The sequence below is a fragment of the Candidatus Poriferisocius sp. genome, assembly GCF_965208355.1.
Taxonomy (GTDB): Bacteria; Actinomycetota; Acidimicrobiia; order Acidimicrobiales; family Bin134; genus Poriferisocius.
On the sequence record NZ_CBDBOM010000003.1, the window covers coordinates 2,186,457 to 2,199,115 of the forward strand.

The following is a 12,659-nucleotide window of genomic DNA, read 5'->3' on the forward strand; positions in this document are numbered from 1 at the left end:
TATAAGCCAGCTTGCCGCTGTTCCCACCCACCGGACGCAGATGTAACCCCTATTCGGGTGACAGAACTCGGTGCAAGGAGCCCACGGTGTCGCGTTCGGCCAGCTCATGGGCCACCTGTATGGCGTTGGCCAACGCCCTCGGTGACGAGGCCCCGTGACTGATAATGCTCACACCCCTCACCCCGAGCAGGATGGCTCCGCCCACCGAGTCGGGGCTGAACTCCTCATAGAGCGGTCCAAGCGCCGGGGCCAGCAGTTTGGCCCCCTGACGGGCCTCATCAGAGGAGTCGAATGCACCCAGCAGTGCGCCAATCAGCTGCTTGGCCACTCCCTCGGCGGTCTTGAGGGCCACGTTTCCGGTAAAGCCGTCGGTGACGATTACGTCCACGAGGTCTTCCAGCAGGTCTCGCCCTTCCACATTGCCGGTGAACATCGCACCTGTCCGGGATTGCCAGTCCCGGTCCTCCAACAGCTCGAACGCCTCCTTGACCAGGGGCGAGCCCTTGCCAGCCTCCTCGCCGTTGGACAAGAGCCCGACTCTGGGCTTCTCGACCCCCCACCGGTCGCGGCAATAGACCGCACCCATCTGGGCGAATTGCACCAGCCACCCAGCACTGCATTCGGTGTTAGCTCCTGAGTCCAGCAGCACGTTGGGCCAGGCCCGGCCGGGAACGTGAATCGGAGTGGCGATGGCCGGCCGGGACACCCCCCGGATCCGACCCATTCTCAGCAGGGAGGCGGCCATAGCCGCTCCGGTATTGCCAGCACTGACCATGGCCGCGGCCCGGCCGTCGCGCACCGCCTCTGCGGCCCGAACGACCGAGGCATCCTTCATCTTTCGGACGCTGGAAGCTCCCTCAGCCCCCATGGCGATGACCTGCGATGCGGGGATTACCTCGAAGTCCCCAGACCCAGTCAGCTGCTCGGCTTGTCCCACCAGAAGCACGGGTATCCCCTGCTCCGCGGCGATTCGAACTCCAGCCAACACCGATTGAGGGGCATCGTCACCCCCCATTGCGTCCACGGCAACGGGAAGCGATGTCAATTGACGCCCCTTATGTGACTACAGAGGGTGGCTCAGGCCACTTCAACCGCTTCACGCCCGGCGTACCAGCCGCATACCTTGCACACCCGGTGCGGCCGCTTGACCGATCCGCAGCGGGGGCAGGTGCTCTGTGCCGGCGCGGACACTCGCCAGGCCGCGGCCCGGCGGCTGCGTCCCTTGGCTTTGGATGTCTTCTTCTTGGGTACAGCCATCGAACGGTCCTACATGGGGAAGGGAATGCCGCGCCCTGATCAGAATCGGCGCGAACGCAACGTACAAATCTACTTGCCGGTGCGCAGCGCGTCTAACGCAGCCCAGCGGGGGTCTTTGGGACGGTCTTCGGGAGACGGCTCAGGCTGGTTCATGGGGTAGGCATCAGGCGCCGGTCCGGCACAATCGACGGAGCAGAGCGGAGCGATGGGCAGGGCGAGGACAAGGCAGTCGCGCACCATAGGGTTTAGATCTACTTCACCGTCTTGAATCGGATATGTCTCCTCATCGGTCGGGGCAGTGCTGAACATCTCCCGCAGATCCTGTTGCACCGTCTGCTCAATGGGCTCCAAACACCTCCGGCATGACCCCCGCCACCCTGCCTCCAGTGAGCCGGTCACCTCCAGTCCGCTGATGACCGACTCCAGTTGGAGTTGGACATCAACCGGACCATGAACCGCGGCATCAGAGGTGGCCCAATCATCGACGTCTACGTGGATGGAGAGCTCTCGGGACGAACCGGGACGACGCAGAAGTTCCGCAACCGGCACTATCAGCTGGCTCGTCATGGCAACCGGCTCGACATGGCCGCTCCTCTCGCAGATCAGCCCAAGGTGTCCTGATCGAAGAATCCGTCGTCCGGTTCCGGTTCCGGCTCGGGGCCGTAGGCTCGAACCAGATCGGCCAGCGGATCGCCCTGAAGTCGGGTCCGGGCCTCTTTGACAGTGTTCAGAATTCGCTCCAGGGCGTTCTCGAAGCTTCCCAGCTTGGTGTCGCAATAGTCCTCAGTCTCCAAGCGCAGTCGTCGAGCGGTGGCTTCGGCCTCTTCCACCATCCGCCGGGCCCGCTGCTCGGCTGCCTTGACCACTTCGGTGCGCTGCACCATGGCCTCTGCCTGGGTTCGGGCGGCCACCAAGATCTCGTCTCCCTCTCGGTGAACCCTCTTCAGGAAGTCCTCACGTTCTTTGAGGAGCCAGCGAGCCGCCCGCATCTCCTCGGGAAGACGGTTCAGGCAGTTTTGAAGCAGTTCAAGGACTTCCTCTTTGTTGATCATTGAAGACGCCGACAGGGGCATCGGCCGGGCCGCGTCAATCAACTCGATCGCTCGGCGCAACAGCAGATCGAATTCGGGATCCACGAACGTCCCGGCGGTCGTTTGGTGCGTTGCCGTTGAGTTGGGGTCGATATCAGTCATCTGGGTACCTCTCGATCAGTCGTTTGGCCACCGGCGGGGGGACCATTGAGTCAATCTGCTGGCCGAAGCGGGCGAGCTCGCGTATCAGCTTGGAAGCCAGAAAAGAGTGCTTGCTGGCTGAGGGGATGAAGAGCGTGTGGACTCCGGAGACGGCTTGGTTCATCTGGGCCATCTGTAGCTCGTTCTCGAAATCGGATACCGCCCTGAGGCCCTTCACGATGAAGTCAACGCCCTCCCGTTTGGCCAGGTCCACCACCAGGCTGGCGAACATCGTGGTCCGCACATTGGGCAGGTGGGCAAAGCACTCCTCCAGCATCGACTGACGCTCGTCCAACTCGAACAAAGGGGTCTTCTGAGGGTTGTACACCGCGGCCACGATCACCTCTTCGAACAGGCGCGCCGCGGTCTCCACGATCTCCATATGACCGTTGTGAATGGGATCAAACGATCCGGGGAACAGGACACGCGTCACGAAGGGGTCTCCAGGGGTCTTTGGTTGCTATCGCCGAGTGGCAATCACCACAACGGTACCCGCGTAGCGCCGCTGTTTTACGACATCCCAATGGGGTCCGAGCTCCACTGCCTGATCGGACTCAGCCACCACTGTGTCCGTGGGGAGCTGGGACACCAATTCAGGCCAGGCATCGAACCCATAGGGGGGATCGCACAGAGCCACGTCGAAGCCATGGCCCAGGCCAGCAAGCTCTCTCATGACATCGCCGGGCACCACCCGGCAGCGGTCGTTGAACCCGGTGACGTCGATGTTGGCCTTCAGCGCGGCCAGCGCAGCCGGAGCCGACTCCACGAACGTGGCCGAGGCTGCTCCCCGGGACACGGCCTCCAGTCCCAGCGCCCCGGAGCCGGCGAACAGGTCCAGCACGTCGGCGTCTTCCAGACAGCCCTGGCTGTGCAGCGAGTTGAAGACCGCCTCCCGTACCCTGCTGGTGGTGGGCCGCACCTCCATGCCCTCAGGGGTAGTTAACCGCCGCCCCCGGGCCTCCCCCGCGATGATCCGAAGCGTCATCGCTATTCGGGGGGGCGGGGTTCTCGGGCCATCGGGGTGATCAGCACCCCGTCGCCCAGCGTGAACTCGTCGTAGGGTTCGAATCCGTGGCGTCGATAGAAGCCCACGTTGGCCGGGTTGCTCGACTCCAAATAGGCCAGGGCGCCGATCCGGTCGCAGCGATCAAGCATCGGCGCCAGCACCCTGCTTCCCAGGCCCTTGCTCTGCTGTTGCGATGACGTGCCCAACACCGCCAAGTACCAGTGGGGCTCGTCCAACCGGGCCTGTTGCATCTTGCCCAAGGCCTCCATTCGGGACGGGGCCAGATCCCCTACCAGCTCAGTCATCATGGCGATGAAGGCCCTTTGGCCCTCAGACTCGCCTGGATCAGCATCGTCGGATCCCGTTGTCTGGCCGTTCTGGTCTTTGGGGGGTTGCCAGTAGGCCACGCAGCCGTCGGCCCGGGTTCCGTGCAGCTCAGAGGCCGGCGGCAGATGGTCGAGACAGAAACCCCACCAGCGGGTCAAGCACTCTAGCCGGGCAGCATCGTCGGGAAACACCCACTTCATCAGCGGATCCTGCTCAAAGGCGTCGGCCCAGATTTCCGCGATCCGATCCCGTCGCTCCATACCCATTCGCACGATCTCCAACACGGTTCCTCCTCGGACCTCAGCTCTTCAGCAGGTAGTCGGCGTCGTCGTCTACCAATAGCAGTTCGACTTCGGCCCGCAGCTCTGCTTTTTGTTGAAGGTCTGGATCATCGTCCAGCATCTCCCCGGCAGCCTCGCGGGCCCACACCACCCAGTCCTTGTCCCGGCGCAGGGAGGCCAGCTGCAAATCGTTCCGGCCCTTTTGGCGCTCCCCCAATATGGTGCCCTCGCCCCGCAATTCCAAGTCGGCCTCGGCCAATTCGAACCCATCGGTGGTGTCCACCAAGGCCCGGAGCCGCTCAGCGGCCACCCCCACCGCATCGGCGGCTAGCAGGCAGCAGGAAGATTCTTCCTCGCCCCGGCCCACCCGGCCTCTGAGCTGGTGAAGTTGCGCTATTCCGAACCGGTCGGCGTCCACGATCACCATGACGGTGGCGTTGGGCACATCCACCCCTACTTCGATCACAGTGGTGGCCACCAGCACATCGATGGCCCCGCTTCGGAACAGGTCCATCACCGACTCCTTCTCGGCTGGGGTGAGCCGGCCGTGGAGTAGACCGACTTGCAGGCCAGCCAGCTCGTCTTCTTGCAGGCGCTCGTAGGTCTCGGTGACCGAGCGGGCCTCGATGCTGTCTGACTCGTCGATCAGCGGGCACACCACATACGCCTGGCGGCCTTTGCCCACCTCGGCTCTGACCTGCTCCCACACCTCGGCCTCCTCGGCAGCGGAACGGGCCCAACGGGTGACAATCGGCGTTCGTCCCGGGGGCATCTCATCGAGCGTGGACACGTCCAGATCGCCGTACACGGTCATGGCCGCGGTTCGGGGTATGGGAGTGGCTGTCATGACCAGCACATCGGGCGTGGCTGCTTGGGAGCCCTTGGCCCGCAGCGCGGCCCGCTGCTCCACCCCAAAGCGGTGTTGCTCGTCCACCACCACCACTCCCAGCGAGGAGAATTCCACTCCCTCCTGGATGAGGGCGTGGGTGCCGATCACAATGTCGATGGTCCCTGTGACGAGGGACTCCTGAATGTGGGCCCGCTCGGCTCCCGGCGTTTGGTTGGTGAGCAAGGCCACCTTTAGGGGCCGCTCGGCCAGCAGCGTTTCAGATGCGGGTACGGCCAAGTCCTTCAGCAGGGAGCGAATCCCCAAGAAGTGCTGGGTGGCCAGCACCTCGGTGGGGGCCATGAGCGCCCCCTGGTGCTCGCCCTGAACTGCGGTGAGCATCGCGGCCACCGCCACCACGGTCTTGCCCGCTCCCACATCGCCCTGCAAGAGGCGGTGCATCGGCACCGGACGGGCCATGTCGGCCACCACTTCGGCGATCACCCGGCGCTGGGCACCAGTGAGGGGAAACCCCAGCGAGGCGGTGAACCGGTCGACGAGCTCGCCACCGGTGTCATGGCAGATGCCGACTGCTGCCCGCTCCACCGCCCGCTTGCGCATGATGAGCTTGAGTTGGAGGCGAAGCAGCTCGTCGAACACCAGCCGATCGCGGGCGGTGTACTGGGCGTCCATGGAGTCGGGTCGATGGATACCCTCTATAGCCTGATGGCGGCCGATCAAGCCGTGGCGCTGCCGTAGCGACTCGGGAACCGGATCGCTGATCCCCCGCTGCTCGGATCGCCGCAAGGCCTCGTCCACCCACCGCCTGATTTCCCGGGTTTGGAGTCCGGCCTTGCCCGACTGGGGGTACACCGGCACGATGCGACCGGTCTCGTCGCCCACCAGGTCGACAATGGGATTGGTCATCTGGCTCTGACCTCGATACCGGTCCAGCTTTCCGAAGACCACTACCTCCTGGCCCTGGGACAGCTGGCGATCCCGCCAGGGCTGATTGAAGAAGATCAGGCCCAGGCGGCCGGTGTCATCGCTGACCGTCACCCTGACCAGCGTTCGGCTGCCTCGGAGCTTCTTGGAGAACACGCTGTCCACCCGGGCCATCACCATGGCCTCCACGCCGTCTTCCAGGTCTGAGATGGCGGCTCGGTTCGTCCGATCGATGTATCGGCGGGGGTAGTAGGTCAACAAATCCAGTACCGATTCCACCTCGACTGAGGCCAGTGCCTTGGCCTTGGCCCGCCCCACCCCGCTCAGCACTTCGACATTCATTGCCTCGAAGTCGGCCATCGTGAGCGGAGACCGACTGGCCACTCCCTGTTCAGAGCTGACCGAGGGCGGCGTGGTCACTCCACTCCGAAATAGAACGGATAGAGCGGCTGGTTGCCCTCGTGGATCTCCACTTCGATCGCCGGATGATGCTCGGCCAGCCAAGCGGACACTTCCCCGACATCGGCCGATGCGGCGTCGACGCCGGCGATCACCGTCACCAGCTCATGGCCGTCGTCGATGATCTCGGCCAGAAGCCCGGTACCCGCCTGTGCCGCGCTCGGGGCCACCACCCGCAACCCACCGCGATCCAGTCCCAGCCACTGGCCCGCAGCAATGGGTCCCAGCTCGCTCTCGGTGTCGCGCACTGCTTGGGTCACCTCCCCAGTTACCACCTCGGAGGCGGCGTCGGCCATGGCCTCCTGATTCTGATCGGCGGTGGCCGACGGGTCATAGGCCATCAAGGCGGCCAAGCCCTCGGCGATCCCTTTGGTAGGCACAACCCGCACAACCGCATCGGTGCAGTCGTCCACCCGCTCGGCCACCGGCACGATGTTCTTGTTGTTGGGAAGAAGCACGATCTCAGCCGCGTCGAGTTGCTCCACCGCCTGCACAAAGTGCTCGGTGGAGGGATTCATGGTCTGGCCCCCGGCGATGACCGCTCGAACCCCCAGCGACTCGAATATTCGGCGCACCCCCGCCCCCACCGACACGGCCACCACCGCGGTGCGAACCGGTTCGCCGGCAATGGTGGTGACGGTCCCGCCGATCTCGGCGGCGGTGAGCGACTCCACGTGTTCCACCTGTTCGAACAAGTCGGTCACCCGTATGTCGTACGGACGACCAACGCCTATGCCCGCTTCGATGCTGGCACCGATGTCGTTGCTGTGGATATGGCAGTTCCATAGGCCGTCGCCGCCCACCACCACGATGGAATCGCCCAGGGCCTCCCAGGCGGAGCGGAAGTCGCTAATACGATCGTCGTCGGCCTCCAAGAAGAACATCACCTCATAGCGGGTGCCATCAGCGTCGTCATCCACTCCGTGGGGATCGTCGGCCCCGGCCACTGCCGCCCCCACTCCCGCCGTGGGGTCCACCGGCGGCGGGTCGGGCAGCGGCCGACCGTCCATCGCGGTGGCCATCGCATCCAGGAACAGCAGAAAACCCGCTCCCCCGGCGTCCACCACATTGGCCCGGGCCAACTGGGGCAGCAGCTCCGGCGTGCGATCCAGCGACGCCCGTCCCGCCTGCTGGCATCCCTCCACCATTTGGATAAGGCCGTCGACCCCCTCCTCGACCGCTTCGGCAGCGGCGTTGGCCACATCTCGCACCACGGTGAGAATGGTCCCCTCCACCGGGGTAGACACCGCTTCATCGGCCGCAACCGATGCTTTTTTCAGCGCACCGGCTAGGACCGGTGGATCGACGTGTCCAGCGGTAGCCACCGTCTCGGCCAAGCCCCGGAGGATCTGCGACAAGATCACGCCGGAATTGCCCCGGGCCCCCATAAGCGAACCATGGCTGATGGCGTGGCAAACCTCGCTCATCTGATCCCCGGCGGCCGACACCTCGGTCACCACCGTTTCCAAGGTCAACGCCATGTTGGTGCCGGTGTCGCCGTCGGGCACCGGATACACGTTGAGCTGGTTGATGACGTCTCGGTGTATGGCAAGGGCGTCGCGGAACCACTCCATGGTGGCCCGCAACCCATCAGCCCCCAGACGATCTGCCGTCATGCCCCGCGATGCTAGCTAGTTGGCTTTGCCCGACTCGCGAACCGTCTAGACCAGCCGTTACCCTGCCTTTAATCCCCGATCACTGACAGAAAGAGTCCCCGTGCAGGGTGTGATCAAGGCTTACGATCCCGCAACCGGTCTCGGCGTGGTTGTTCGCGACACCGATTTGGCCGAATTCGACTTGGCCCCCGATGCGCTGGAGGGATCGGTGTTTAGGATGCTGCGCCAAGGCCAGCGGGTGCTGTTCGACCTGGCAGAAGGGCAGGCCACCCGGCTGCGGTTGGGCTCAGAGGTGGACATGGGCACCCCTTCGTTCCTCACACCCGCTGGTGATTCGGAGACCGCGTGACCGACGAGGTCGCCGATCAGCTCCGCGTTCGCTTCGGCTTGGACTCGGTGGATGTCCGGGCCGGACTTACCCAAGACGAGCTCTTTGCCGCGGCCATCGAAGGTGACCGGGGCCGCACCCGCATCGACGGCGGCGAAAACGACCAGAAGGCGTTCGCCACCGCGCTGGGCGCCGACGGACCGCTGATCTTCTACTCCGATCCGTCTTGCACCGGACGTCCCGTGCAAGACACCTTCGCAGTGGCCTGGCCCGAAGTAGTGGACGAAGTGTGGTGGAAGTCGGACTTCAGCCAGTTGGGCAGCGACCACTACACCGGTCTGCTGGATCGGGTGCTGGCCCATCTCAACGAACAAAGGGCCACGTTGTACACCGCCGATGTGTTCTGCGGTTGGGACCCCGAGTTCGCCATCCCATATCGGCTAGTTAGTGAGTACGCCACCCACGCCTATTTCGCCAACATCATGTTCCCCAAGGGGGTGCGCGACGACGCCGACCGCGATGCCGTCGGCTGGACCATGATCAACGTCCCCAGCTTCCGGTGCGATCCCGACCGCGACGGCACCCGCACCGACCGGGCCGTCATCATGGACCTGCGCAACCGACTGGGCCTAGTAATCGGGCGGGCCGACTACTGCGGCGTGGTCAAGAAGACCATGTTCACGGTGATGAACTTCGTGCTGCCCGATGCCAAGCAGCTGACCATGCACTGCTCGGCCAACGTGGACGACAGCGGCAACAGCGCCATCTTGTTCGGCCTGTCCGGCACTGGGAAGACAACCCTGTCGGCTGACCCCGACCGCAGCCTGATCGGCGACGACGAGCATGTGTGGACCGAATCGGGGATCGCCAATTTCGAGGACGGTTGCTACGCCAAGCTCATCGACTTGGACAAGGAGGCCGAACCAATCATCGCTGCCGCCTTGTCGAAGGCGGGGACCCTCATCGAGAACGTCCCCGCCCTGCCTGGCCGGGACCTGGCCGACACCGATCCCCAAGACCTCGACCTCACCGACGACTCCATCACCGAGAACACCCGTTTCGCCTACCCGCTTTCCTGCAATCCCCACGTGGCCCCCGGCGCCAAGGGGCCCCACCCCCGCACCATCGTGCTGTTGACCGCCGACGCCTTCGGCGTGCTGCCCCCGGTCTCGATCCTCGAGCGGGACGAGGTGATGTACCACTTCGTGATGGGGTTCACCGCCAAGCTGGCCGGCACCGAGGTCGGGGTGGTGGAGCCGCAAGCCACGTTCAGCGCGTGCTTCGGAGCACCGTTCATGTCACACAAGCCATCGGTGTACGCCGAACTATTGGCCCATCGCATGGACACCCACTCGGCCCGCTGCATCTTGTTGAATACCGGCTGGTCGGGAGGGCCTTACGGGGTGGGAGACCGCATGTCCATCGCCCACACCCGGGCGCTGCTCGACGCCGCTCTAAACGGCGACCTCGACACAGTGGACACCGTCAGGCTCCCCATCCTGGGGCTGAGAATTCCCGTATCTTGCCCGGGAGTTCCCGACAAAGTGCTCAATCCCCGTAATACCTGGAGTGATCCCGAGGCCTACGACGAGGCCGCCATTCGGTTGCGCGATCTGTTCCGCCAGAACTACGAGGAACAGGATTACGCCTCGCTGGGCATAAAGGCGATGCTCTAGCTGTCAATCCGCAAGTTGGGCATCCAGAAGATGCTCTAGCTATAGCCCTGTGGATTCTTCGACTGCCAGGCCCAGCCGTCTCGACACATCTCGGCCAGCGAGCGGGTTGCCGACCAGCCCAACTCCGAGCGAGCCTTGGCGGGATCGGCCCACAGCTCGGGGACATCGCCAGGGCGACGGCCGAGTTCCTCGTGGGGCAAGGGATGGCCGGTGGCCTCTCGCATGGCGGCGATCACTTCTCGCACCGACGCACCCCGGCCGGTGCCCAGGTTGTAGGTGTGAACCTGCCCGGCCGACGACTCCAGGGCTTGCAAGGCAGCCAGGTGGCCCTCGGCCAAATCCATCACGTGGATGTAGTCCCGCACCGCGGTCCCGTCCGGGGTCGGATAGTCGGTCCCATACAGGGGCAGCGCGTCGCGGCGGCCCACCGCCACTTGGAGCAGATAGGGCATCAGATTCCCGGGCACCCCTTCGGGGTCTTCTCCGATCAATCCGCTGGGATGAGCTCCTACCGGATTGAAATAGCGAAGCAGCGACGCCGACCAGCGGGGATCAGACCGAACCACGTCGGCGATCATCTGCTCGATGAGGAGCTTGGTCCATCCGTAGGGGTTGACCGGGCGGGTTGTCGCCGCTTCTGACACCGGCAACTCATCGGGAGGCCCATAGACCGTGGCCGAAGATGAGAACACCATCCGGCGGACGCCGCCGCGCTGCATCACCTCCATGAGCACGGCGGTCGATTCCAGGTTGTGGCGGTAGTAACGCAGCGGATCAGCCACCGAGTCGGGCACTGATTTGAGACCCGCGAAGTGCAGCACGGCATCGGGACTCATCTCGGTGATCACCTTTTCCACCGCGGCCTCGTCTCGGCAGTCGGCCACTTCGAGGCGCGGCCGGTGGCCGGTGATCTCCGCCACCGCGTCTACCGCGGCACTCGAAGAGTTCTCCAAGCTGTCCAGTACGGAAATTTCCCAGCCAGCCTCCATGAGTGCGACACAAGTGTGGCTCCCGATATAGCCCGCTCCCCCGGTCACCAGCACCGACGCCATAACGTGGACGCTAGCGGAGCGCTCTCAGCTCGGGGTCTTCCCTGGACCCCTCAGGATGCGGGTCTTGCCGTACATCGACCCGAACAGCAGCCGGCCGTCGTCGTCAACGGTCACCCCCGCGCCGATGGTGTTGAACTTGGAACCACCCAGTACGTAGTGGAACCGCGACACTCCAGTAGCCCAGTCGGCGGCCTCGATCGTCCAGCGCTCGTCGCGAACCCCGCAGGTGTAGACCAGCCCGCTCTCCTCGGCCACGAATGGGACCGAGTTGGGCGAGGAGATATCGAGGTTGACCCATGCCTCCTTCAGCTCTCGGGACGCCGGATCCCATTCATATTTGTGGAGGCCGTGGGGCTGGTACTCCGGCTTGTGGCCCAGCATGAAGCACAGCATCCGGGCCGCCCGCGCGGGATAGCCATCAGGGATCGAGGCCGGCTCGTTGTTCACCGTCATGGCGCCGTATCCCGACACGGTGATCGACTGCTCGGTCTTGATCTCAGCCAGGTCGGGGTTGCCCATGTTGGCCGGCCCGATGCCGGCGATGCGGCGGTGGGGGGCGTTGGGCAGCTGCTCCCAGTCGTCGGGGATCTCGTCTCGCCACAACAGGGTGATGTTGACCACCTCGTCGCCGTCGCCGATAACCACGAACTTGTCCTCGTCGGGGCCGAAACCCATGAGCGATGGCGTGGTACCCGAGCCGTGACCGCCGCCGTTGCGATAGGGAACCATCCAGCAGCCGTCAGCAGGATCGTCGGTGATCTCGGTGCCCGTCCAGCGCAGCTTGTGGTGGTGGTCGTTGGACGACACGTAGATGCCGTTGTCGCTGTCCACGCAGATGCTGGTGCGAACCCAGCCGTAGCCGGTATTGCCCCGCTCCGCAGCCCGCCGGGCGCAGTACTCGGCGGCGATCTCGGCCCCGCCGGTTATCTGAAGGGCGTGATAGGCGCTGAAGTCACGCTCTAGAACTATGACCCAGCCGTGATCGGTGGTCATCACCAGCTTGCCGTCGAAGGTCATGTTCATCCCCACGAAGAAGCCCTCGATGTGGTCGGGCTTGTTCCATCGGTCTCGCTCCACAATGGGCGACGCCGGATCGGAGGGATCGGTCTCCACGTAGGCCACCGCGTGGTCTTTGCGGCCCAGGAACAGGGTGTGGTCGCAATCCAGCAGCGCATAGACCCCGTCAATGCCGGTCATGAACTTCAGCGAGAGCTCGATGGCGTGTTCGACGGCCTCCCAGCCGTCCTTCTTGTCGAGGCCGAGCAAATTGACCTCCAGATCTTCGATGGGAGTGCGACCTTCCCCGCCGACAATCTCGTGATCGGCCAGCATCTCGAGGGTCTCGTAGTCGAGCTTGGCGATGTTCTGGCGGCCGTTGCTCCACACCACCCGTCGGCCGTCGGGATACAGCCCCGAAATCAAATGGCCGAAATGGCACGGACCGAGCCAGGCGTACTGGAGGTCGGTCGTCTCGTCGAGCGTCTCGGTGGGGCCCTCTGGCCCACGCCAGGGCACGTTGTCCTGCTGGTCGCACCGGCCATGGGCAATGCCGTAGGAGGAATCGGCGAGATACGGATTGGCGGGTGCACCGTTCATGGGCCTACATCATTGCGCTGCGCCTGACCTGCTCGCCCATTGGAGCGCAGCTTTGAGT

Annotated in this window: 13 protein-coding genes; 2 read left to right on the top strand and 11 right to left on the bottom strand. The window is 64.5% G+C overall.

Annotated elements, in window-relative coordinates; genetic code table 11:
* Positions 1–49: 49 nt before the first annotated feature.
* From plsX to ACOGXH_RS11540, 9 genes are all read right to left on the bottom strand, one after another.
* Positions 50–1,045, bottom strand: coding sequence for a phosphate acyltransferase PlsX (plsX, locus tag ACOGXH_RS11500; protein WP_419929238.1), 996 nt, complete (start codon positions 1,043–1,045; stop codon positions 50–52).
* Between the two features lie 32 nt (positions 1,046–1,077).
* Positions 1,078–1,257, bottom strand: coding sequence for a 50S ribosomal protein L32 (rpmF, locus tag ACOGXH_RS11505; RefSeq protein WP_419929239.1), 180 nt, complete (start codon positions 1,255–1,257; stop codon positions 1,078–1,080).
* 69 nt (positions 1,258–1,326) lie between these two features.
* Complete coding sequence (locus tag ACOGXH_RS11510; protein WP_419929240.1) at positions 1,327–1,824, bottom strand: YceD family protein; 498 nt, start codon at positions 1,822–1,824, stop codon at positions 1,327–1,329.
* 35 nt (positions 1,825–1,859) lie between these two features.
* On the bottom strand, positions 1,860–2,450 hold the full coding sequence (locus ACOGXH_RS11515; protein WP_419929241.1) for a hypothetical protein: 591 nt from the start codon (positions 2,448–2,450) through the stop codon (positions 1,860–1,862).
* Positions 2,443–2,922: a pantetheine-phosphate adenylyltransferase gene (coaD, locus tag ACOGXH_RS11520; RefSeq protein WP_419929242.1), complete on the bottom strand. Its 480-nt coding sequence runs from the start codon at positions 2,920–2,922 to the stop codon at positions 2,443–2,445. Before coaD ends, ACOGXH_RS11515 begins: the two co-directional genes overlap by 8 nt.
* 27 nt (positions 2,923–2,949) lie before the next feature.
* Positions 2,950–3,474 (bottom strand): RsmD family RNA methyltransferase, encoded by a 525-nt coding sequence (locus ACOGXH_RS11525; protein ID WP_419929243.1) that lies wholly within the window; start codon positions 3,472–3,474, stop codon positions 2,950–2,952.
* A 2-nt stretch (positions 3,475–3,476) separates the two neighbouring features.
* Complete coding sequence (locus ACOGXH_RS11530) at positions 3,477–4,106, bottom strand: GNAT family N-acetyltransferase (RefSeq protein WP_419929244.1); 630 nt, start codon at positions 4,104–4,106, stop codon at positions 3,477–3,479.
* A gap of 16 nt (positions 4,107–4,122) precedes the next feature.
* Positions 4,123–6,294, bottom strand: a complete 2,172-nt coding sequence (recG, locus tag ACOGXH_RS11535; RefSeq protein WP_419929245.1) for an ATP-dependent DNA helicase RecG — start codon at positions 6,292–6,294, stop codon at positions 4,123–4,125.
* Entirely contained in the window at positions 6,291–7,949 is a 1,659-nt protein-coding gene (locus ACOGXH_RS11540; RefSeq protein WP_419929246.1) for a DAK2 domain-containing protein, read from the bottom strand. The genes recG and ACOGXH_RS11540 overlap by 4 nt, the downstream gene beginning before the upstream one ends.
* A 100-nt stretch (positions 7,950–8,049) precedes the next feature.
* Here ACOGXH_RS11540 and ACOGXH_RS11545 point away from each other — a divergent pair, with 100 nt between their 5' ends.
* Entirely contained in the window at positions 8,050–8,298 is a 249-nt protein-coding gene (locus ACOGXH_RS11545) for a hypothetical protein (protein ID WP_419929247.1), read from the top strand.
* Positions 8,295–9,953: a phosphoenolpyruvate carboxykinase (ATP) gene (locus tag ACOGXH_RS11550; RefSeq protein ID WP_419929248.1), complete on the top strand. Its 1,659-nt coding sequence runs from the start codon at positions 8,295–8,297 to the stop codon at positions 9,951–9,953. The genes ACOGXH_RS11545 and ACOGXH_RS11550 overlap by 4 nt, the downstream gene beginning before the upstream one ends.
* Before the next feature lie 35 nt (positions 9,954–9,988).
* Here ACOGXH_RS11550 and galE read toward each other — a convergent pair whose 3' ends face one another.
* Positions 9,989–11,005 (bottom strand): UDP-glucose 4-epimerase GalE, encoded by a 1,017-nt coding sequence (gene galE, locus ACOGXH_RS11555; RefSeq protein WP_419929249.1) that lies wholly within the window; start codon positions 11,003–11,005, stop codon positions 9,989–9,991.
* 24 nt (positions 11,006–11,029) lie between these two features.
* A complete protein-coding gene (locus tag ACOGXH_RS11560; RefSeq protein WP_419929250.1) occupies positions 11,030–12,601 on the bottom strand; it encodes a hypothetical protein in 1,572 nt (523 codons plus the stop codon).
* Positions 12,602–12,659 lie beyond the last annotated feature (58 nt).